The organism is Delftia sp. WSY_16, from assembly GCF_043104415.1.
Taxonomy (GTDB): domain Bacteria; phylum Pseudomonadota; class Gammaproteobacteria; order Burkholderiales; family Burkholderiaceae_C; genus Comamonas; species Comamonas tsuruhatensis.
Window position 1 is genome coordinate 786,173 of record NZ_JBICKS010000040.1, and the last position, 21,354, is coordinate 807,526.

At 64.4% G+C, this 21,354-nt stretch carries 22 protein-coding genes and 1 tRNA gene; 13 read left to right on the plus strand and 10 right to left on the minus strand.

The annotated features are described in order from the left end of the window. Window positions 1-29: 29 nt before the first annotated feature. Window positions 30-2,654 carry an alanine--tRNA ligase gene (alaS, locus tag ACF8O7_RS23275; RefSeq protein WP_126311446.1) on the minus strand — a complete coding sequence of 875 codons (2,625 nt, stop codon included), beginning with the start codon at window positions 2,652-2,654 and terminating at the stop codon, window positions 30-32. Between the two features lie 212 nt (window positions 2,655-2,866). Between alaS and ACF8O7_RS23280 the strand changes: the two genes are divergently transcribed. Together ACF8O7_RS23280 and ACF8O7_RS23285 are read left to right on the plus strand one after the other, a co-directional pair. Further along, window positions 2,867-3,061, plus strand: coding sequence for a hypothetical protein (locus ACF8O7_RS23280; RefSeq protein ID WP_126311447.1), 195 nt, complete (start codon window positions 2,867-2,869; stop codon window positions 3,059-3,061). A gap of 66 nt (window positions 3,062-3,127) precedes the next feature. Then, the gene (locus ACF8O7_RS23285; protein WP_126311448.1) at window positions 3,128-3,427 is read left to right on the plus strand and encodes a hypothetical protein; all 300 of its coding nucleotides are present in this window, start codon (window positions 3,128-3,130) and stop codon (window positions 3,425-3,427) included. A 141-nt stretch (window positions 3,428-3,568) separates the two neighbouring features. Here ACF8O7_RS23285 and ACF8O7_RS23290 read toward each other — a convergent pair whose 3' ends face one another. Then, window positions 3,569-4,906: an MFS transporter gene (locus ACF8O7_RS23290; RefSeq protein ID WP_016447181.1), complete on the minus strand. Its 1,338-nt coding sequence runs from the start codon at window positions 4,904-4,906 to the stop codon at window positions 3,569-3,571. 297 nt (window positions 4,907-5,203) lie between these two features. Between ACF8O7_RS23290 and cyoA the strand changes: the two genes are divergently transcribed. From cyoA to ACF8O7_RS23325, 7 genes are all read left to right on the plus strand, one after another. Next, a complete protein-coding gene (gene cyoA, locus ACF8O7_RS23295; RefSeq protein ID WP_016447182.1) occupies window positions 5,204-6,250 on the plus strand; it encodes a ubiquinol oxidase subunit II in 1,047 nt (348 codons plus the stop codon). A gap of 65 nt (window positions 6,251-6,315) precedes the next feature. Next, window positions 6,316-8,322: a cytochrome o ubiquinol oxidase subunit I gene (gene cyoB, locus ACF8O7_RS23300; RefSeq protein WP_016447183.1), complete on the plus strand. Its 2,007-nt coding sequence runs from the start codon at window positions 6,316-6,318 to the stop codon at window positions 8,320-8,322. Next, a complete protein-coding gene (gene cyoC / locus ACF8O7_RS23305) occupies window positions 8,315-8,947 on the plus strand; it encodes a cytochrome o ubiquinol oxidase subunit III (RefSeq protein WP_016447184.1) in 633 nt (210 codons plus the stop codon). The genes cyoB and cyoC overlap by 8 nt, the downstream gene beginning before the upstream one ends. After that, window positions 8,948-9,382: a cytochrome o ubiquinol oxidase subunit IV gene (gene cyoD / locus ACF8O7_RS23310; protein ID WP_016447185.1), complete on the plus strand. Its 435-nt coding sequence runs from the start codon at window positions 8,948-8,950 to the stop codon at window positions 9,380-9,382. A gap of 71 nt (window positions 9,383-9,453) precedes the next feature. Next, complete coding sequence (locus ACF8O7_RS23315; RefSeq protein ID WP_074921320.1) at window positions 9,454-10,167, plus strand: SURF1 family protein; 714 nt, start codon at window positions 9,454-9,456, stop codon at window positions 10,165-10,167. Window positions 10,168-10,280: 113 nt separating this feature from the next. Then, window positions 10,281-11,582, plus strand: coding sequence for an ATP-binding protein (locus tag ACF8O7_RS23320; RefSeq protein WP_016447187.1), 1,302 nt, complete (start codon window positions 10,281-10,283; stop codon window positions 11,580-11,582). A gap of 29 nt (window positions 11,583-11,611) precedes the next feature. After that, entirely contained in the window at window positions 11,612-12,148 is a 537-nt protein-coding gene (locus tag ACF8O7_RS23325; RefSeq protein WP_012205888.1) for a response regulator transcription factor, read from the plus strand. A 72-nt stretch (window positions 12,149-12,220) separates the two neighbouring features. On the opposite strand, the gene cyoE is transcribed toward ACF8O7_RS23325, so the two are convergent. Together cyoE and ACF8O7_RS23335 are read right to left on the minus strand one after the other, a co-directional pair. Then, on the minus strand, window positions 12,221-13,126 hold the full coding sequence (cyoE, locus tag ACF8O7_RS23330) for a heme o synthase (RefSeq protein ID WP_126311449.1): 906 nt from the start codon (window positions 13,124-13,126) through the stop codon (window positions 12,221-12,223). Then, window positions 13,123-14,313, minus strand: a complete 1,191-nt coding sequence (locus ACF8O7_RS23335) for a heme A synthase (protein ID WP_047475383.1) — start codon at window positions 14,311-14,313, stop codon at window positions 13,123-13,125. The genes cyoE and ACF8O7_RS23335 overlap by 4 nt, the downstream gene beginning before the upstream one ends. Window positions 14,314-15,256: 943 nt before the next feature. Here ACF8O7_RS23335 and ACF8O7_RS23340 point away from each other — a divergent pair. The 3 genes from ACF8O7_RS23340 (at window position 15,257) to ACF8O7_RS23350 (ending at window position 16,065) form a co-directional block, all read left to right on the plus strand. After that, the gene (locus tag ACF8O7_RS23340) at window positions 15,257-15,439 is read left to right on the plus strand and encodes a hypothetical protein (protein ID WP_392444395.1); all 183 of its coding nucleotides are present in this window, start codon (window positions 15,257-15,259) and stop codon (window positions 15,437-15,439) included. After that, window positions 15,436-15,684 (plus strand): hypothetical protein, encoded by a 249-nt coding sequence (locus tag ACF8O7_RS23345; protein ID WP_017403886.1) that lies wholly within the window; start codon window positions 15,436-15,438, stop codon window positions 15,682-15,684. The genes ACF8O7_RS23340 and ACF8O7_RS23345 overlap by 4 nt, the downstream gene beginning before the upstream one ends. A gap of 99 nt (window positions 15,685-15,783) precedes the next feature. Beyond that, window positions 15,784-16,065: a hypothetical protein gene (locus ACF8O7_RS23350; RefSeq protein WP_016447192.1), complete on the plus strand. Its 282-nt coding sequence runs from the start codon at window positions 15,784-15,786 to the stop codon at window positions 16,063-16,065. A gap of 36 nt (window positions 16,066-16,101) precedes the next feature. Here ACF8O7_RS23350 and ACF8O7_RS23355 read toward each other — a convergent pair whose 3' ends face one another. The 5 genes from ACF8O7_RS23355 to ACF8O7_RS23375 form a co-directional block, all read right to left on the minus strand. Continuing rightward, window positions 16,102-16,890 (minus strand): class I SAM-dependent methyltransferase, encoded by a 789-nt coding sequence (locus tag ACF8O7_RS23355; RefSeq protein ID WP_017403885.1) that lies wholly within the window; start codon window positions 16,888-16,890, stop codon window positions 16,102-16,104. A 710-nt stretch (window positions 16,891-17,600) separates the two neighbouring features. Beyond that, window positions 17,601-17,738, minus strand: a complete 138-nt coding sequence (locus ACF8O7_RS23360; protein WP_162233967.1) for a hypothetical protein — start codon at window positions 17,736-17,738, stop codon at window positions 17,601-17,603. 170 nt (window positions 17,739-17,908) lie between these two features. Further along, complete coding sequence (locus ACF8O7_RS23365; RefSeq protein WP_080945370.1) at window positions 17,909-18,445, minus strand: cysteine hydrolase family protein; 537 nt, start codon at window positions 18,443-18,445, stop codon at window positions 17,909-17,911. Between the two features lie 443 nt (window positions 18,446-18,888). Beyond that, window positions 18,889-19,392: a GNAT family N-acetyltransferase gene (locus ACF8O7_RS23370; RefSeq protein ID WP_016447197.1), complete on the minus strand. Its 504-nt coding sequence runs from the start codon at window positions 19,390-19,392 to the stop codon at window positions 18,889-18,891. Between the two features lie 152 nt (window positions 19,393-19,544). Next, window positions 19,545-19,625 (minus strand): IS3 family transposase, encoded by an 81-nt coding sequence (locus ACF8O7_RS23375; protein WP_354004185.1) that lies wholly within the window; start codon window positions 19,623-19,625, stop codon window positions 19,545-19,547. A gap of 1,128 nt (window positions 19,626-20,753) precedes the next feature. On the opposite strand from ACF8O7_RS23375, the gene ACF8O7_RS23380 reads away from it, so the two are divergent. Beyond that, a tRNA-Gly gene (locus ACF8O7_RS23380) sits at window positions 20,754-20,827 on the plus strand. 83 nt (window positions 20,828-20,910) lie between these two features. Here the strand turns inward: ACF8O7_RS23380 and ACF8O7_RS23385 are convergent. Next, the gene (locus tag ACF8O7_RS23385) at window positions 20,911-21,237 is read right to left on the minus strand and encodes a hypothetical protein (RefSeq protein WP_016446204.1); all 327 of its coding nucleotides are present in this window, start codon (window positions 21,235-21,237) and stop codon (window positions 20,911-20,913) included. Window positions 21,238-21,354: the final 117 nt, after the last annotated feature.

A 21,354-nucleotide genomic window follows, 5' to 3' on the forward strand; every position in this document is an offset into this window, starting at 1 on the left:
GCAGCAATCATCTGCCGCGCAGCTCTGGATCAGGCGCGCTCTGCCACCCAGGCCTGCACGGCGGCCAGCGCGGCCGGCAGGCCCGCTGCATCCGTGCCACCGGCCATGGCCATGTCGGGCTTGCCGCCGCCCTTGCCGCCGACCTGGCTGGCCACGAAGTTCACCAGCTCGCCAGCCTTGATGCGCGAGGTCTCGGCCTTGGTCACGCCGGCAGCCAGCTGCACCTTGTCGCCATCGACCGCCGCCAGCACGATGGCGGCGGCGCCCAGCTTGTCCTTGAGCTTGTCCATAGTCTCGCGCAGGGTCTTGGCATCGGCGCCTTCCAGCCTGGCGGCCAGCACCTTGATGCCCTTGACGTCGACGGCCTGACCGGCCAGTTCGTCGCCCTGGCTGGAAGCGAGCTTGCCCTTGAGCGCAGCCACTTCCTTCTCCAGCGCACGGATCTGCTCCAGCGCGCCGCCGATGCGGGTGTTCAGCTCGGCCGTCGGCGCCTTCAGCGCAGCGGCCGCCTGGTCCACCGTGGATTCCAGCGATTGCAGGTAGGCCAGCGCGTTCTCGCCGGTCACCGCCTCGATGCGGCGCACGCCAGCGGCCACGCCGCCTTCGCCCACCACCTTGAACAGGCCGATGTCGCCTGTGCGCTGCACGTGGGTGCCGCCGCACAGCTCGCGGCTGGTGCCGATGTCCAGCACGCGCACGGAGTCGCCGTACTTCTCGCCGAACAGCATCATGGCGCCCGTGGCCTTGGCCGATTCGATGTCCATCACCCGCGCGTCGGTGGGCGTGTTGGCCAGGATCTCGGCGTTCACGCGGCGCTCGATCTCGCGGATCTCGGCAGCGGTCACGGACTGGTTGTGGGCAAAGTCGAAGCGCGTGCGCTCGGCGTTGACCAGCGAGCCCTTTTGCTGCACGTGGTCGCCCAGCACTTCGCGCAGGGCCTTGTGCATGATGTGCGTGACCGAGTGGTTGCGCATGGTGGCGGCACGCAGCTGCGTGTCCACCTCGGCCTGCACGGCATCGCCCACCTTCAGGCTGCCGGACTCCAGCACGCCATGGTGGCCGAACACATCGGCCTTGATCTTGAGCGTGTCCTCGACCGCGAAGCGCGCGCCTGCGGTGCTGATCACGCCCTGGTCGCCCACCTGGCCGCCGGACTCGGCGTAGAAGGGCGTGGTGTCGAGCACGACCACGCCGCTCTGGCCGGCCTTGAGTTCCTGCACGGCGCTGCCTTCGGCATACAGCGCGACCACCTTGGCGGCCTCGGCCAGCTTCTGGTAGCCGGTGAAGGCATTGGCCTGGCCCGTGTACTCGAGGGCGCGGTCCATCTTGAACTTGCCAGCCGCGCGGGCCTTGTTCTTCTGTTCTTCCATGGCGGCCTGAAAGCCTGCCTCGTCCACGCCCAGGCCACGCTCGCGGCAGACGTCGTTGGTCAGGTCCAGCGGGAAGCCGTAGGTGTCGTGCAGCTTGAAGGCCACGTCGCCGGGCAGCACCTTGGCGCCACCGGCCAGCGCCGCATCCAGGATTTCCATGCCGTTGGCCAGGGTCTCGAAGAAGCGTTCTTCCTCGACCTTGAGCACTTCGGTGATGCGCGCTTCCTGCTCGCGGATCTTGGGATAGGCGTCGCCCATCACGGCCACGAGGTCCTTGACCAGCTTGTGGAAGAACGGCGTCTTCTGGCCCAGCTTGTAGCCGTGGCGGATGGCGCGGCGCACGATGCGGCGCTGCACGTAGCCGCGGCCTTCGTTGGACGGGATCACGCCGTCGGCCACCAGGAAGGAGGTGGCGCGGATGTGGTCGGCAATGACCTTGAGCGACGGGGTCTCGAGGTCGGCAATATGCGTCTCGCGCGCAGCCGCCTTGATCAGTGCCTGGAACAGGTCGATCTCGTAGTTGCTGTGCACATGCTGCAGGATGGCGGCCAGGCGCTCCAGGCCCATGCCGGTATCCACGCAGGGGGCGGGCAGCGGCTTGACGTTGCCCTGTTCGTCCATGTCGAACTGCATGAACACGTTGTTCCAGATCTCGATGAAGCGGTCGCCGTCTTCGTCAGGGCTGCCCGGAGGGCCGCCGGCCACGTGCGCGCCGTGGTCGTAGAAGATTTCCGAGCAGGGGCCGCAGGGGCCGGTGTCGGCCATCATCCAGAAGTTGTCGCTCTTGTAGCGGCCGCCCTTGTTGTCGCCGATGCGGATCACGCGCTCGGGCGGCAGGCCGATTTCCTTGGTCCAGATGTCGTAGGCCTCGTCGTCCTCGGCGTAGACCGTGGCCAGCAGGCGCTCCTTGGGCAGCTTGTAGACCTCGGTCAGCAGTTCCCAGGCCCACTTGAGCGACTCGCGCTTGAAGTAGTCGCCAAAGGACCAGTTGCCCAGCATCTCGAAGAAGGTGTGGTGGCGGGCGGTGTAGCCCACGTTTTCCAGGTCGTTGTGCTTGCCGCCTGCGCGCAGGCAGGTCTGCACCGAAGTGGCGCGCGTGTAGGGGCGCTTGTCGGTACCCAGGAACACGTCCTTGAACTGGACCATGCCCGAGTTGGTGAACATCAGCGTCGGGTCGTTGCCGGGCACCAGGGGGCTCGACTCCACGATGGTGTGGCCCTTGGATGCAAAAAAGTCCAGAAAGCTCTTGCGAATGTCGGCAACGGTGAAAGTGGGTGTGCTCATGGTGTCTAGGAGTTCGGAGCGCGCACGCGGGGCGCTGTCCCTGGCGGGAGGGTGTCCCGTCGGGACCAACGCGCATTATAGGTTTGCCCCATCGTCGCGGCAGCGAGCCCTGCCCGTCCCTCCATCACGCACGTGGCCAAAGAAGGCCTCTCCTCCCATCTGCCCGCCCTTGAGCACGATCTCCAGCCCGTCACTGGCCGGATCGCTGACATGTGCGCGCAACAGCGGCGCGCGACTGGCCGCCGGTTGCGCCGCTGGGCTTTGCACGCGGGCCGCGCCGGCTGCAGCTGTGGGTGGCTCCCCATCTGGGCCGCAGGGCCGAGATTCTCGCGCTGGAGAAATGGCGGGTGCAGGAGATGGGCGAAATGAGGGAAATGGGCGGCACAGGCGATATCGCCGTTCCCTGATCCCGCTCAGCCCGTGCGCCGTCGGTGCCCTGGATAATCGCCAGCCGCAACCACAGCAAGCACACCATGCCGCAACCACCGACACCCGAGCCTCATTCCGCCGAACCGGCCCAACCAGGCAAAAGCCGCATCGTGCCCTGGCTCATCGGCCTGCCCGTGGCTTTCTTCGGTGTGCTCATGCTGGCCGGGCAGCTGCTGTCCACGCCCGAAGGCGAGGCGCGCTGGGTGGAGCGCGAAACCATCAAGATCTGCCGCAAGGAAACCGCCAGGCCGGAGGCCGAGCGCAAGACGCGGCAGTTTGAATCGGTGCAGGACTGCGACAGGCTCGAATTCGACTTCAAGCAGCGCTACGGTGAAAACCCCTGAGGCGGAGCCGCAACGGAAAATGCCCCCACGCTCCCCTGCTTCGCAAGGTCCGCTGCCCCCCAGGGGGCCAGCTTTTTGCCTTGGGGCGGCCCGGCGACAAAAAAGGCCGGCAGAGCCGGCCTTTGGCTTGCAAGGGCCCGTTCAGTCGCGCGTCTCGATGGCCCGGTTGATGCCCAGCGCCGCCAGCGTGCACAGCGCGCCCGACAGCAGATAGATGCCCAGCGCCACCAGTCCGAAGCGCGAGGACACGCCCAGCGCCACCAGCGGGGCAAAGGCCGCGCCGACCAGCCAGGCCATGTCCGAGGACAGGGCCGCGCCCGTATAGCGATAGCGCGAGGGGAAGTTGGCCGTCACCGTGCCTGCCGCCTGCCCGTAGGACAGGCCCAGCAGGATGAAGCCGACGATGATGAACACGTTGTTGCCCGTGGTGCCGCTGCCCAGCAGCCAGGGAGCCACAAAGCTGAAGATGCCGATCAGGCAGGCCATGGTGCCCAGCGTGTTGCGCCGCCCCACCCGGTCGGCCAGCCAGCCCGAAACCATGATGGCGCCGGCCGCACAGAAGGCGCCAACGATCTGCACGCCCAGCACATGGTTCACCGACTGGTCCGAATACAGCGAGATCCAGGACAGCGGGAAGATGGTCACCAGGTGGAAGAGCGCAAAGCTGGCAAGGGCTGCAAAGGCGCCGATGACCACGTTGCGGCCCTCGTCGCGCATCAGCGGCACCACGCCCATGGGCTCCAGCTCGCGCTGCGCCAGCAGCTCGGTGTAGGACTGGCCCACCACCAGGCGCAACCGGGCAAACAGTGCCACCACGTTGATGGCAAAGGCCACGCAGAAGGGATAGCGCCAGCCCCAGCTGAGGAACTCGTCGGCATCCACATGGGCATAGATGAAGGCAAACAGGCCTGCCGCCAGCACAAAGCCCAGCGGCGCACCCAGCTGCCCGATCATCGAATACCAGCCCCGCCGGTTCTGGGGCGCCGACATGGCCAGCAGCGACGGCAGGCCGTCCCAGGAGCCGCCCAGTGCAATGCCCTGGCCGATGCGCAGCAGCGCCAGCACGATGATGGCGTTCACGCCCGCCTGCTGGTAGCTGGGCAGGAAGGCCATGCCCACCGTACACACGCCCAGCAGGAAGAGCGCCAGCGTCAGCTTGGTCGCCCGGCCCCAGCGCCGCTGCACGGCCATGGACAGCGCCGTGCCCAACGGCCGCGCCACGAAGGCCAGCGCGAAGATGCCGAACGACATCAACGTGCCGTCAAGCTTGGAAAGATAGGGGAACAGCAGTGCCGGGAAGACCAGCACGCAGGCGATGCCGAACACGAAGAAGTCGAAGTACTCCGAGGATCGCCCCAGGATCACGCCGACGGCGATCTCGTTGGGCGTGACATCTTCGTGGGTGTCGGCGCGGGACAGAGATTCCTTGCTTTCGTAGCTTCCGTTGGGGAAGCTTGCAGTTGTGTCGAGGCCGCTCATAGATGGATGCTCCTTGTCTCGTCTCACTGACAGCTCCGTTCTACGCCCTCGCTTGATCTGGCGCAAGGCGGTTTCACCTCGACCGGACTTGGTGTTTTTCCTGCTGCGCGCGGCCGAAAAATGCGGCCTCCGGATCGCCGGGACCTCGCTGCCTGCCCCGCCAGGTAGCAGAAAGTTCCCGGCTTCTCCTTGACGTTGGACAAAATGTCCAATGGACAAATTTATACTTCGTAATACATTTGCCCGGATCTTGTAATCCGCGTTTCTATGTAAACGCGCTCTTGTTGCGCCCCTAGCATGCTAAAAATCAAGGAACTCCGTGGGCCTGCGTGGCTCACCGCGGCCGCTTTGACAGCCAGTCTCACTGGCTGCAGCAAAGCCGTCGTGCTCAACCCGGCCGGCGATATCGCCGCGCAGCAAGGCAACCTGGTGGTCACGGCCACCTTGCTGATGCTGATCATCATCATCCCGGTGATCATCCTCACGCTGCTGTTCGCCTGGAAATACCGCCAGTCGAACACCGAGGCCCACTACGACCCCGAATGGCACCACTCCACCACGCTGGAGCTGGTGATCTGGTCCGTGCCGCTGATGATCATCATCGCGCTGGGCGCCATCACCTGGATCAGCACCCACAAGCTCGACCCCTACCGCCCGCTGGACCGCGTCTCGGCCTCCAAGCCCTTGAGCACCGATGTCAAGCCGCTGGAAGTGCAGGTCGTGGCCATGGACTGGAAGTGGCTGTTCTTCATCCCTGAAAAGGGCATCGCCACCGTCAACGAGCTGGCCGCTCCCGTGGATCGTCCCATCCACTTCAAGCTGACCGCCACCTCGACGATGAACGCCTTCTACGTGCCTGACCTGGCCGGCATGATCTATGCCATGCCCGGCATGCAGACCGAGCTGAACGCAGTGATCAACAAGACCGGTGTGTTCCACGGCCTGGCATCGCACTACAGCGGCGCCGGCTTCTCGGGCATGACGTTCAAGTTCCACGGCCTCAGCGACGAGGAATTCGAGCAGTGGGTTGCCAAGGCCAAGTCCGAAGGCAAGGCCCTGAACCGCGACACCTACCTGAATCTGGTCAAGCCCAGCGAGCGCAACCCGGTCGAGCGCTTCGCCACCGTGGACGAAGGCCTGTACGACAAGGTGCTCAACCGCTGCGTCGAGGAAGGCAAGATGTGCATGCACCACATGATGGCCATCGATGCCGCAGGCGGTGAAGCCTATCTCAAGGCCGTGGGCATGAACCTGCCCCAGGATGTGTGCACGGTGCAAAACGCCGACCGCGTCGTGGCCTTCCTGGACCAGCGCGACGGCTCGGCCGCCAGCGCACAGCAATAAGCAGATAGCGGAAGCGGACGACGGCCAGCCCGCCGCCCGTTCCAAAACGACCTAAGAGACTCGATATGTCTGAACATACCTCCCCGGCACAGGCCCACTGGCTGCTGGGACGCATCACCTGGGACTCCATCCCGATGGCGCATGAGCCCATCGTGCTGGTGACCTTCATCGCCGTGGTGCTCGGCGGCCTCGGCGTGCTGGGCCTTCTCACCAAGTTCCGCCTGTGGGGCCCGCTGTGGCGCGACTGGCTGTGCAGCATCGACCACAAGAAGATCGGCATCATGTACATGATCCTCGGTCTGGTCATGCTGCTGCGCGGCTTCGCAGATGCGCTGATGATGCGCCTGCAGCAGGCCATGGCCTTCGGCGACAACCTGGGCTACCTGCCTCCGCACCACTACGACCAGATCTTCACCGCCCACGGCGTGATCATGATCTTCTTCGTGGCCATGCCCTTCGTGACCGGCCTGATGAACTACCTGGTGCCGCTGCAGATCGGCGCCCGCGACGTGTCCTTCCCGTTCCTGAACAACTTCAGCTTCTGGATGACCACGGGCGGCGCCGTGCTGGTGATGATCTCGCTGTTCCTGGGCGAGTTCTCCACCTCCGGCTGGCTGGCCCTGTCCAACCTGGGGGCGCAGAACCCGGGGGTGGGGCTTGACTACTACATCTGGGGATTGCAGGTGGCCGGTGTCGGCACCACGCTGTCGGGCATCAACCTGATCGTGACCATCATCAAGATGCGCGCACCCGGCATGAACCTGATGAAGATGCCCGTCTTCACCTGGACTGCCCTGTGCACCAACGCGCTGATCGTGGCCTCGTTCCCCATCCTGACCGCAGCCCTGGTGCTGATGTCGCTGGACCGCTACGTCGGCACGAACTTCTTCACGAACGACCTGGGCGGCAACCCCATGCTGTACGTGAACCTGATCTGGATCTGGGGCCACCCCGAGGTCTACATCCTGATCCTGCCGTGCTTCGGCATCTTCTCCGAGATCGTCTCGACCTTCAGCCGCAAGCGCCTGTTCGGCTACACCTCCATGGTGTACGCGACGGTGTGTATCACCATCCTGTCCTACCTGGTGTGGCTGCACCACTTCTTCACCATGGGCTCGGGCGCCAGCGTGAACACGTTCTTCGGCATCACGACGATGATCATTTCGATCCCGACAGGCGCCAAGATCTTCAACTGGCTGTTCACCATGTACCGCGGCCGCATCCGCTTCACCGTGCCGATGCTGTGGACCGTGGGCTTCATGTGCACCTTCGCCATCGGCGGCATGACCGGCGTGCTGCTGGCCGTTCCCCCGGCCGACTTCGTGCTGCACAACAGCCTGTTCCTGATCGCCCACTTCCACAACGTGATCATCGGCGGCGTGGTGTTCGGCGTGTTCGCCGGCATCAACTTCTGGTTCCCCAAGGCCTTCGGCTACAAGCTCGACGAGTTCTGGGGCAAGTGCTCGTTCTGGTTCTGGCTGGTCGGCTTCTGGGTGGCCTTCACGCCGCTGTACGTGCTGGGCCTGATGGGTGTGACGCGCCGCGCCAACCACTTCGAGGACCCCTCGCTGCAGATCTGGTTCATCATCGCCGCCTGCGGCGCAGGCCTGGTGGCCCTGGGCATCGGCAGCTTCCTGATGCAGCTCGTGGTCAGCTACTTCAAGCGCGACCAGCTGCGTGACGAAACCGGCGATCCATGGGAAGGCCGCACGCTGGAGTGGGCCACATCCTCGCCCCCGCCCCAGTACAACTTCGCCTTCACGCCTGTGGTGCATGAGATCGATGCCTGGTGGGATATGAAGAAGCACGGCTACCAGCGTCCGCTGACCGGCTTCAAGCCCGTGCACATGCCCGCCAACACCGGCGCCGGTGTCGTGATCGCTGCGCTGTCCACGGTCTTCGGCTTCGCGATGATCTGGCACATGTGGCCCCTGGCCATCGTGTCCTTCGCCGCCACCGTGCTGGCGTCGATCATCCACACGTTCAACTACAAGCGCGACTACTACATCCCCGCCGCGGAAGTCGCGGCCACGGAAGAACTGCGCACACAACAGCTGGCACGTCATGTCTGATATCCGTTACACCGCAGGCGGCGCTGCCGCCCTGGCCCCGCGTGAGTACCACCTCGCCGAGGAGCCCCATCCCGAAAACGGCACCGCTCTGGGCTTCTGGCTCTACCTGATGAGCGACTGCCTGATCTTTGCAGCGCTGTTCGCCACCTATGGCGTGCTGGGCCGCAACTACGCTGCAGGCCCCACGGGCGCCCAGCTGTTCGACCTGCCCCTGGTGGCGATGAACACGGCCTTCCTGCTGCTGTCGTCCATCACCTTCGGCTTCGCCATGCTGCAAAAGCAGCAGGGCAAGCTGGGCGGCACGCAGATGTGGCTGGCCATCACCGGCCTGTTCGGCCTGTGCTTCCTGGGCCTGGAACTCTATGAGTTCTCCCACCTGCTGCACGAGGGCGCTGGGCCTCAGCGTAGCGCCTTCCTGTCCTCGTTCTTCACGCTGGTGGGCACCCACGGCCTGCACGTGACCTTCGGCCTGATCTGGCTGGTCACGCTGATGATCCAGATCAACAAGCACGGCCTGACGCACGAGAACAACCGCCGCCTGATGTGCCTGTCGATGTTCTGGCACTTCTTGGACGTGGTCTGGATCGGCGTCTTCACTTTTGTTTATCTGATGGGGGTGCTGTAAATGGCTGCACACGACATCCACGCCGGCCACGGTCACCACGACCATCACGGCCATGACGACCACCACCACGATGCCGGCCCGCACAGCACGTTCTCGGGCTACATGTGGGGCTTCGTGCTCTCGATCATCCTGACGGCCATCCCGTTCTGGCTGGTGATGGGCAACATCATCTCGGACCGCTCGACGGCCGTGATGGTGCTCGGCGGCTTCGCCGTGGTGCAGATCCTGGTCCACATGGTCTTCTTCCTGCACATGAACGGCAAGATCGAAGGCGGCTGGACCCTGCTGTCCACCATCTTCACCGTGGTCTTCGTGGCCATCGGCATCGCAGGCACGCTGTGGGTCATGTTCCACATGAACACCAACATGATGCCCCAGCACACCATGCCGGCCGATCCTGCGGCGCAGACGGCACCGGCCGTGGTCACGCCTTGACCGCATCCGGAAACTCCGGGCCCTCCAGCCGCGCAGGCGCATCGCGCCGGCGCGGCCCACTCGCTCAGGCGATGCTCATCTCGGTGGGCATCGCCTTGTTTTTGGGCTTCATCTTCCTGGGCAGCTGGCAGGTGCAGCGCCGCGCCTGGAAGCTGGATCTCATAGAGCGCGTGGAGCAGCGCGTGCACGCCGCACCCGCTGCCCTGCCCCCGCCCGCCGAATGGCCGCAGATCACGGCCGCCGACCATGAATACCGCGCCGTGCAGGCCAGCGGCCAATGGCTGACAGGCAAGACCGTGCTGACCCAGGCCGTGACCGAGCTGGGAGCAGGCTTCTGGGTGCTGACGCCGCTGCAGCTGGACGATGGCAGCCAGGTGCTGGTCAACCGGGGCTTCATCCCCACGGAGCAGCGCGCACGCTGGCAGGCGCAGCCCGGGCAGGCATCCCAGGACCAGGTGACGGTGTCCGGCCTGCTGCGCATCAGCGAGCCGCGCGGCGGTTTTCTGCGCGAGAACGATCCTGCTCAGCAGCGCTGGTTCTCGCGCGATGTGGCGGCCATTGCACAGGCCCAGGGCCTTGGCAAGGCAGCGCCCTATTTCATCGACGCCGGCCTGCCCGGCCAGCCCGTGGCGGACGGCACCTGGCCGCGCCCGGGCATGACCGTGATCCGCTTTCCCAACAGCCACCTGGTCTACGCACTGACCTGGTACGGATTGGCGCTGATGGTGGTCGGTGCCGCCTGGCTGGTCAGGCGCAATGACCGGCAGCCGGCCGACAAGCCATAGAACCGCCTTGCGCAGGCAATGGGGCCATCGATGACATCGGTGGCCCTTTTTCTTCAGTCCTCTACAAGACCCTGCCGCGCCACGGCTGCCTGCGGTAGCGCACAATCGCCCGCGTGAATTCGCCTTCAGAGTCCCTGTTCCGCGTCGAGCGCACCACCGAACGCCAGAACATGCAGCTGCTGATACAGCTGCGCTGGTTTGCCGTGGTCGGGCAGGTGATCACCATCTCCCTGGTGCACTACGGCTTCGGCATCAACCTGCCGCTGCCGGCCATGGCCCTGGTGCTGATGGCCAGCGTATTCACCAACCTCGGCTACATCTACTGGTACCGCAGCCACCGCCGCCAGATCTCGGCGCGCAACCTGTTCCTGGCCCTGCTGGCCGACGTGCTCGCCCTGGCCATACAGCTGTATTTGAGCGGCGGCGCCAGCAATCCCTTCATCTATCTGTTCCTGCTGCAGGGCATTCTGGGCGCCGTGCTGCTCAGGCCCGTGCACGCCTGGATCATCGTTGCCAGCACCTCGCTGTGCACCCTGGTGCTGGCCATCGTGCACTGGCCCCTGCCCATTGGCGCGGCGGGACCGGACGGGCTGCCCGGCCTGTACGTGAGCGGCATCCTGATCAGCTTCGGGCTGACCACAGTGCTGCTGGTGGTCTTCCTGCGCCGCATCGTCTCCAACCTGCGACGGCGCGACGCGCGGCTGGCCAACATGCGCCAGCGCGCCAGCGAGGAAGAGCACATCGTGCGCATGGGCCTGCTGGCCACGGGCGCGGCGCACGAGCTGGGCACGCCGCTGTCGACCATGTCCGTCATCCTGGGCGACTGGCAGCGCATGCCCGTCATCACGCAAGATCCCGATCTGCTCGCCGACCTGCAGGAGATGCAGCAGCAGCTGCTGCGCTGCAAATCCATCGTCTCCAGCGTGCTCATGTCCGCCGGCGAAACCCGCGCCGACGCGCCCCAGGCCACGACCTTGCATGCCTTCATGGATGGAGTGGTCGCCCAATGGCAGTCACGCCATGCGGTAGAGCGTTTCGACTATGTCCAGGCCGAAGAGGACTTCCCCATTCTTTCGGATACCGCGTTGCAGCAAATGGTTTGCAATGTGCTCGACAATGCCGCCGAGGCATCTCCCGGCCATGTGGCGCTGCACCTGTCCGTGCGCACCGGCATGCTGTGCATCACCGTGCGCGACAAGGGTCCCGGCTTTGCACCTGCCGTGCTGGAGCAGCTGGGCCAGCGCCATATCTCCACCAAGACGGAGCGCCCGGGCCGCGGACTGGGCCTGTTCCTGGTGCTCAACGTGGCGCGCTCGCTGGGCGGACGCGTTCAGGTGAGGAACACCCCGCCCAGGGGCAGCGAGGTGGAGATCCGCCTGCCCCTGTCATCGATTGCCATTGAACCCGGCGCCTGAAGCGGCGCCCACAGGAACCCGAATCGCCCATGGACAGCTCCCGCCTCCTGCTGCTGGTTGAAGACGATGCAACGTTTGCACGCACGCTGACGCGATCGTTCGAGCGGCGCGGCTACCGCGTGCTGCAGGCCGCCAGCGCCGAGGAAGTGCGCGAGCTGCTGCAGACGCATTCGCCGCAATACGCCGTCATGGACCTCAAGCTGGCCGGCAATGCCTCGGGCCTGAGCTGCGTGCAGATGCTGCACCAGCACAACCCCGAGGCGCTGATCGTCGTGCTCACCGGCTATGCCAGCATTGCCACGGCCGTGGAGGCCGTCAAGCTCGGCGCCTGCCACTACCTGGCCAAGCCGTCCAACACCGACGACATCGAGGCCGCCTTCGGCCGCCTCGAAGGCCGCACCGACGTGGAGCTGTCGCGCAACCCCACTTCCATCAAGACACTGGAGTGGGAACACATCCACGAAACCCTGGCCGAGAGCGACTTCAACATCTCCGAGGCCGCACGCCGCCTGGGCATGCACCGGCGCACGCTGGCGCGCAAGCTGGAAAAGCGGCAGATCAAGTAAGACGGCAGGCACCAAGACAAACCGGGCCTCAAGGGCCCGGTTTGTCATTGCGCGGCCATGGCCCTCAGGCCATCAGCCCAGCCAGAGGTAGTGATCGATCAGCAGTGCCAGGAACAGCACACTCAGATGCACCAGCGAGAAGCGGAAAGTCCTGCGCGACAGCTCGTCCGAGTAATTGCGCCACAGCGCGAAGGCATAGCCGCAAAAGCCCACGCTCAGCACCACGGCCACCACCAGGTACAGCCAGGAGCTCATGCCGTACATGAAGGGCAGCATGCAGGCTGCGAACAGGATCACCGTGTAAAGCAGGATCTGCAGCCGCGTGTACTCGCTGCCATGCGTGACGGGCAGCATCGGCAGGCCCGACTGGCGGTAGTCCTCCACGCGGTACAGCGCCAGCGCCCAGAAATGCGGAGGCGTCCACAGGAAGATGATGAGAAACAGGATCAGCGCCTCGGGTCCGACCTGGCCCGTCATCGCGGCCCAGCCCAGCACGGGCGGCATGGCGCCGGAGGCGCCGCCGATCACGATGTTCTGCGGCGTGGCGGGCTTGAGGATCACCGTGTAGATCACGGCATAGCCCACGAAGGTGGCCAGCGTCAGCCACATGGTCAGCGGATTGGTGCACAGCAGCAGCACAACCGCACCCAGCGTGCACAGGATGGCCGAGAAGGCCAGGGCCTGCTGGCCGGTCAGCTCCCCGCGCGCCGTGGGCCGCCAGGAGGTGCGCTTCATGCGCGCATCGATATGGCGCTCCACCAGGCAGTTGAAGGCCGCTGCGGCGCCCGCCACCAGCCAGATGCCCAGGCAGGCCAGCGCCATGTGCAGCCACTGGTCGGCGTTGGGCCAGCCCGGCACGGCCAGCACCATGCCGATCAGCGCGCAGAACACGATCAACTGCACCACGCGGGGCTTGGTCAGGGCATAGAACTGCGTCCAGCGTGAGGACTCGACACTCAGGGAAGCTTGTTTACTCATGCAATCTCTCCACGGGCAACCGGCAACCCGGCCCGCAGCGTGCCCGGGCGACTGGCCGCCAGGCACCAAACAATCACGGTCACCAGCGCGGCTGCGCCACCCGTATGCAGCACCGCGGCCACCAGCGGCCAATCGAGCACCACGTTCGACAGGCCTGTCAGCACCTGCAGCACCAAAAACGCACCCAGCACGCGGCGCTGCAACGCCAGTGCGGGCACTTCACCCAAACGCCACCACAGCCCGGCCAGCGCAGCCACCACCACATAGGCCGCCAGGCGGTGCAGATAGTGGATGGCCGTGAGGCCCGCAAAGCTGATGTTGCTGCCGTCCTGCAGCAGGCCCAGCGGACGCCAGATCTGCAGCGCCTGCGAAAAATCCATGGCCGGCCACCAACTGCCCTGGCAGGTCGGAAAACTGCTGCAGGCCAGCACCGCATAGTTGGTGCTGACCCAGCCACCCAGTGCCACCTGCAGCACCAGCAAGCCCAGGCCCAGCCACAGCAGAGCACGCAGGCCCGGGGAAATCACCGTTGCCTGCTGCTGGCGTGCCTCCCGGCTCAGCCCCACGGCGGGCACGCACAGCAAGGCCAGCAGGCCCGTGCCGCCCAGCAGGTGCAGGGTCACGATGGCCGGAAACAGCTTCATGGTCACGGTCCAGGCGCCAAAGGCACCCTGCAGGCAGACCCAGAACAGCGCCAGCGTGGGCCACCAGGGGCTCATGGCCCCCCGCCGTGCGCCTTCCACGCCTTGGGCGCCACCCGCCCTGCCCTGGCGGCGCGCACGCCGCCAGGCCATGATGGTCATGGCGATGATGAGCACGCCCACGGTGGTGGCCAGATAGCGGTGGACCATCTCTATCCATGCCTTGCCATGCGTCACCGGCCCGGTGGGCATGGCGGCCTGCGCCTCGGCAATCTGCGCGCGGGCGCCCATGGGGCTGGCGCTGCCATAGCAGCCCGGCCAGTCAGGGCAGCCCAGGCCGGAATCGGTCAAACGCGTAAAGGCGCCGAACAGCACCAGGTCGAAAGTCAGGAACAGCGTCAGCACCGACAGTGCCTGCAGCCGCTTGAGCGAGCCACCGTTGCGGTTGCGCAGCCACACCCAGGCCAAGGGTCCCAGCGCCAGCAACAGGCCCAGCAGCATCAGCTCCAGAACGGGGGCCAGATCGTACAGCGCCTGCTCGTTCACCTCCGCCCTCCGCAGCGCAGCGTCCACCGGACGGAACCGACCCCAGGCAAGCCGCAAGGCAATGCCACAGGCGCATCCGGTTGGCGACAGCAGAACTTCATAAATGAGAGCAATTTGACGAGAAGGCTCAGCCCCATGCGCGAGATTGGATCGCAGGCCGGGCCCACAGAGAATCAGGACATGCACCCAGATACAGGCTGCGGGACGGCACCCCATGCACAAGGCCCGCCAAGCGGGCCCGGTCGCTGCAACTTTCAGAGCAGCATGTCTTTGATATGAAACAATTCTACTTGCCTGCGCACCACTCAATCGCCCAAGCGCGCAGTGCCCCTAGACCGCAGCCAGCTTCTTTTGGCCGGCGTGATGCGGCTTGGGCCGGGTGCACACGAATTTGCGCAGGGCACCGCCCGAGGCATCGGTGGCCCGGCTTTGCACAACTGCTCAGATTCGCTCAGATTCAGACACCCAGCGTTCCTTAGATTGACGCTTTCACTTGGGGACCGGCAACCGCCGGGTGAGGCCATGATTGCAGGACGCTCGTGGACTGTGCTTGATGGGCGCGGACACGAAATCGGGCGTGTCGAAGGCGATGAATTCGTCCGGTGCGGGACCAGGCTCATCTACCGCATCGATGGGCCGGCGCTGTACTCCATGGACGGCTCGGCCAGACTGATGGGCTTTATCGAAGGGACCGAGGTCAGAACGCGGCAGGGGCGGATCTTTCTCAAATTCCTCGCGCATTGAACTGCGCTGCTCTGATCTGCGCAGCACCGTGCGCGTGCAGCGGCAAGCTTTCGGCCCCCTTCTGCGCCAGCCGATGACAATCTATATCAATTCATTCATAGCCAGTCGCTAAGACGCACAGATAATTGCCGGCATCGTGTGAATTGTGAGAAGGGACCGGGCCACGTGCCACGCCCTTCGCATGCTGGAGGATTGGCAGATGAGCGCCCCGGAAATGGAGGCCATACAGGAGCGGCTGAAGAAGCTGCGGGCCGACGAGGCGCAGGTAGCCGAGCAGCTGGAACGGCTGCAGACCCAGAAGGCTGCGCAGGAGCACAGGCAGGCCATGATCCAGGGCGCCTTGGAGGTGCTGGAAGAGATGCGGCAGGAGCTGGAGCCATGAACCGCGGCAAGCCCGGTTCGTCCCCGTCCTCGTCACCGCCCGCCACTGCCCTGCCAACAACCCAGGACTGGCTGGAAAGAATTGCAGCCCTGGATGCCACGCAGCCGCCGCCTACCCCACCTCGTCCGCGCAACACCCGCAAAGCAGCGCGCCGCAAGGCGGTCACCATCGTGGCAAGGCTGGTGCTGCTGGTGCTGCTGGCCATCGCCCTGGCCGTGGCGGCGCAATTGATGTGGGTCAAGTAGCTGCCTGCGGTATACCCTCGCATCCTGGCGAAGTTCCCATATTGTTTGCATGCTCACTTGCGCCTAGCATGGAGGCACACTCAACGCAGTGGAGGTGTCATGGCCGATCCCGAAGAACCGCTGGAAATACGCTCAGAACGCTGGCAGTCGCTGAAGGGGCTGGACATCGCCTCCGTGGATCTGGGCCCCATCTGCGTGGTGCTCTTGCTGACGTTGATCTGCATGGCCGTGATGCTGCTGCTGGCCAAGTCCGGCGCCGAGCAGGTGCGGCAGGCCCAGCCATCGCCCCAGGCCAAAGGCCCTGCTCCCCGACCGCAACCGGCGCAGCCCGTGGCAGAACCCGCCCAGCAACAGACCTGGATACCGGCCTTGCGCACCTGAGCGCGGCAAGGCCGGTCCAGGCCGTAGGTAGCGCGTTCAGACCTTCATCGAACGTGTCGCAATGAAGGTCGGCACGAACTTCTCGATCACAAAACGGGCGTGGGGCTGCCAGTCCTCGTGGAAGCCCGTCAGCACAAGCCCCGCATCCAACTGCCCCCCGATCTGATCGGCCAGCGTATGGCCGAACACCAGGGCCTCGTTGCGCTCGCGCTTGGCCGCAATCGCCTCGGGCGGCAAATCCGCCACATCGGAATACGGCAGACGCCAGGCGGGCCGCACGAGTCCTTGCTCGCGCAATGCAGGATCACGGTCCTCCACGAAGACCACCGGATTCCAGAAGCTGGACAGAAGACGCCCGCCCGTCGTCAGCACCCGCGCGCATTCACGCCACACGGGCCGCACATCGGGCACGTAGAGGTTGGAGATGGGGTGAAAGATCACATCAAAGCTGGCGTCTGCAAAGACCCCCAGATCGCGCATATCGCCCTGCACGCAGGTCAGCGCAAGGCCTTCGCGCTCGGCCACGTGCCGGTCCTGCGCAAGCTGGCCGGCTGAGGCGTCGAAGACGGTGACCTGGGCGCCCGCTGCCGCAAGGATGGGCGCCTGCTGGCCGCCGCCGCTGGCAAGGCAGAGGATGCGCAGGCCGCGTACATCATCCAGCCAGCCGGCAGGCAAGGGGCCTGGCGTGAGCCGCGCCTGCCAGCTCCCGGCGCGGGCCCGTGCTATTTCGGCGCTGTCGACCGGGCGCGACCAGTCGCAGGACTTGGCAGCCTGCTGGTTCCAGGCGGCCGTGTTGTGGGCAAGGATATCGATGGATTCCGTCATGGGCACTCTTTCAAAAATTCCGAAAGGAGGCCGCACGGCGACGCCGGGTTGCGTTCAGGAAACGCAGAGCAATCAACGAACAGGCAGGAGGTGACGCAGGCGTCCGCCGTCGGCCGGCAAAGGGCTTCGGGGGATTGGTCGGACGAAGGTCCGAAGGCGTCACAGGTTCATGTCAGGCTCGCAATGGTCGCAGGGATGGAAGCAAAAATTCTAGGGCTGCCCGAAGCACGCTGTCAAACAGCTGCGGCGCCTTCCCCACACGGTCATGCAAAAGTCACAATCGTGAGACGGCCTGGCTGTAAGTTGAACACGCACCCTCGATGGCGCCGGCTTCTGCTGCGCCTTGGCGCGCCCGCTGACGACCGCCTTTTCCAACCCGGCGCCCAATGGATACCGAGGAGCAACACTTTGAAGGAGAGCTATGCGTAGTCCCAAGAAAGGCAGAGAGCCGATCCGGCTCCTGGACCTGGCCCCTGCCGTCTTCTGCATGCAGTGCGAACAGGAAAAGCCCGCCACAGGCGCCCGCCAATTCCATGCGTGGCACGTGTGCAGCGATTGCTCGCAGAAGCTGGCCCGACTCCCCACGGCGCAAGCACCGACGGCGCACCCTGCGCACTGAGGCAAGCGATTCCCCAAAACGACAGCCCGCCAAATGGCGGGCTTTCTCATGCCCTTTCGGGCATGGGCGGGACCATGACAGTGGATCGCGCCTACCAGGGCGCAAACACCATCATCAGCGCCACGGCCACGACGGCTGCGGCGATGTACATGGTCCGCTTGGTGGCGAACCGGTTGCGGGACGACGACGTGGGCACTTGGCCAGGGGTGTTGGGAGGAGGTGTGTTCATGGCCTCAAGCATGGGTGCCGCCCAGGCACGCCCTTGTCGGACAAGCACAGGTCAGGGAATCAGCGCAAGGCAGGACCAGGCCGTCGGCATTGGCCCATGGCCCGGTGGTCTGAAAGACGAATGGCGCTGCAATCGCTCGCGTGTGCCTCAATATGGGCGGACTCCGCAGATCAGGTGTGAACCGGTGCCGAGAAATCCCAGGCGTTTGCGGGCATGACCGCGCAAAACGCCCCTGCCAGCGTCGCGTTGTGGTGTTCCACAATCTTCTGCGCTGCAAGCTGGGGGGTGTCGGCACAAGTATGTCCATCCGCAATAAGGACGGCATCAAGGCCCAGATCGCGAGCGACCCGGCAATTGGTGTCCACGCAGTACTGAGTCTTCATGCCGGTGATGACCAGGCCGGTCACGTTGCGTGCTTGAAGCTGCTGCAACAGATCGGTGCCTGCAAAGGCGCTTGGGCGGTGTTTTTCGAACACAACCTCACTGCCGTCCAGTTGCAGTTCGGGTGCGAGTTGGGTCAGTGGGCTGCCTGGGCCAATGGGCGTTCCCACGGGACCGATGTGACGAGCCAGAAAAATTGGCGCTCCCGCACGGCGGGCCTGTTCCATCAAGGTGTTGATGGTGTCCAGCACCTCGGTGCAGCGCCACATGGGTTCAGGGCCTCGGACCAGGCCGACCTGAACATCGAGGACTAACAGAGCAAACATGAGTACAACTCCTTGCGTGGTGCCGGCGACGCAAGGGCAAAAAAAAGGGCCCGGTCCATCGCTGGCGGGCCTGGGAAGTGGTTCAACTGGGACTCACGGCACTTCACACGGTCCGCAGGAAGCGGTCGTGGAGATGGTAGTGGTGAGAGTGCAGTGAACCATGGAGTTCCATTGTAACGAGCGCCTTCGCCTGTCATCTCAGCACCTATGCGGCTTTTTTGCGTTTGTCGCGCCGCAGATCTCGCCCCTGTAGTTCCGGACGCTGTCCAGCTGTTTTCGGGGGGAGACGTCAGGCAAGAACAAGCCCGCTGGTAGGGCTTGTCTGCACCTCGGTGTGCTTCACCTTCTTCGACGTCTCGTCACTTCCCAGGATGACAAGGTGCTGCGCCCTTTGCGAGACCAGTTCATGGAGAACCCCCAGGCGCTGACGGATCCGGCAGCGACTACGCGGACAACAGCGCCCAGCGTTCGTGATCTCGCCAGCGACCACCGACCTTCATGAATGCGGGCGACAACCCCTCCAACTTGAAACCACAGGACTTCACCAGTGCTATGGCTGCCTTGTTCTCAGGCTGAATGTTGGCTTCCAGCCGATGCAGCTTCGAAGTCCTGAAGACCTGCTTCACGACATGCGCGAGGCCCTCCTTCATCAGGCCCTTCCCTTCGAAGCCCGAGAATGCAAAGAAGTCGATATGGGCAGAGCGGAACGGGTCCATCAGGATGTTCGTGATCTGCACGACCCCGGCAAAACCATCGCTGCGCCACTCCCAGATCACAAATGCCGCACCCGACGGCTCCTGCACGCGAGCCAGGTAGCCCTGGAACTCCTGTGCCGTGCTGGGCGGCGAAACCCATGGAGCGTGCAGTTTGCGGCTCTGTCCGACCGCGTCGATGAACTGCTGCTCCAGATCGGCGGTCAGCGTCGAAACGTAGATATCTGTGCCCATGACTTCCCTTCTCTGTGGAGAGAAAAGTGTAGCCAGCCCAGGAATCCGTCGGAAGCCCGGCAGCGCGCTTGCACCCTACAGCCTTGTCAAGTGCACCATAGAAACGACGAAGCCCGCTTTGAACTGACCCCATGAAGTTGGACGGTTGGAAGTTAGCGGCTCAAGGCCTGATTTCGGTACTGCACCGGACTCAGGCCTTCTAGCATGAGCTTGATGCATTGGTAGTTGCCCAAAGACCACCACCGCGACCATGCCCTGCCCTGCGGCGACTGCCCCTCTCAGAAAGGAAACCTCGAAATGACCGGCCACAAGCCCTTGCGGCAGCAGAAAGGACCGGCATCGTGACCACGAAACCCTAACCCATCGCCACTAACGTCTATGACAAACAGCCGGGCGGAACCTATCGGGCCACCATGCACGTCAGTGGGCTGGCCATCCAGCGCGCTCTGCGACATATCCGTCCGGGGACACGACAGGAGCTTGCGCGGTTCCGCCTGGGACAGCACCCGGCGCCGAAACCCCACATGCTTCCCCCCGGCGGTTTTCCCCTTGGAACACAGCTGGCGTTTGAGAAGGCTACGCCAACAGTTCGGCGCCTCCCTACCGATCTTTCCTGCATCGAGCCCCAGTCCCACGCCTGCCCCAGCTGTGCCCGCAGCTGCTTGGCCGCCGTGGGAGGGTCTCGTCGCTTATCGAGTACGTCGTAAGCTTGGCCACAGGTCACGTCACGCGGCACTGTCCAGGCAAGCTCTGGTACCTCGCCCAGCATTCGCGCCAGAGCGCTCCACGCAAGGGCCGTGCACTCGGCTTGGCGCAGCCGCGCAAGGTGATCGCGGAAACCCTCCAGCAGCGCACGCACCTTAGACGATACGGCAGGACCATGTTTGGCCAGTGCTGCCTTGCGACGGGCAGTGACCGGATCAACTCCTGCGCTACCCCCGCGCTTGTCTCCCTGAACTGAGACAGCCTCTGCAAAGCGCTATCTCGGGCCAGTGCCCGAGCCTCACCTACTTCATCAGGCCAGCAGAGCTGTTTGTAGCGGTAGGCCCGTGTTTTGTGCGATTGGGAGGTGACCTATCGCAATTCATCGCACCCCTTCACGAGCAGGTGCGAGCCTGGCTGAAGCTGCTTTGCAGACCGCGAATCGAATAGCACTAGAATCTCACCCAGAGTCATGGCGCCGGTTCTATTGCCAGCGACGTAGGAGGCAAAAACCTACTCCCGAACCTACGCCAAGGTTGCAGGTGCAGATAGATTTCGCTGGGTGCCAAGTTGAGGTTTTGCGGCAAACGCGCCGTGAAACTCTCAAGAAAACAAGCATCTAGCGAAGAAATGCATGATTCGACAATGGCTCAACCAAGGCGGGCGTCGTTCAATGGCAGGACCTGAGCTTCCCAAGCTCATGACGTGGGTTCGATTCCCATCGCCCGCTCCAGCTTTCCTCGCGCACTCTTCATTTGCGCGCGCGGGCCAATCTCTGGACTGAGGAGCAGGCGCCGCCGCAGCGGCGCCGGGGCGCTATCGCACGCCAGGCGACGAACTGCCCATCTCGACTTTCAGGTCCGGGAAGGAGTTGACCATCTGGACCTTGAAGTCAGGGAAAGAGGTGACGATCTGCCACTCTCCGCAACGGTCTGCGGAGGAGTTCACCACCTTGACCTTGAGGTCCGGGAAAGAACTGGTTGCCTGGACCTTGATGTCGGGGAAGGACTGCACGAGCTGGACCTTGCCGTAGAGGCGGATGCCTTTGTAGGTGCAGTTTTTCTTGTCGAAGTCTGCGGCGTGAACGAATGCCGGCAGGGCAAGACAGGCAAAAACAAAGCTACAACGCTGCAGAAGATGCATATGCGAAAAGGGAGTGGGTCTTCGGAAACAAGCCAGGCCGTGGCTTGCGGCCGCCCTATTAGAGCATCCTGCATGCAGAAGCCCCTGACGTTTTCGACTGAGCGTCAGCCTGGGGCA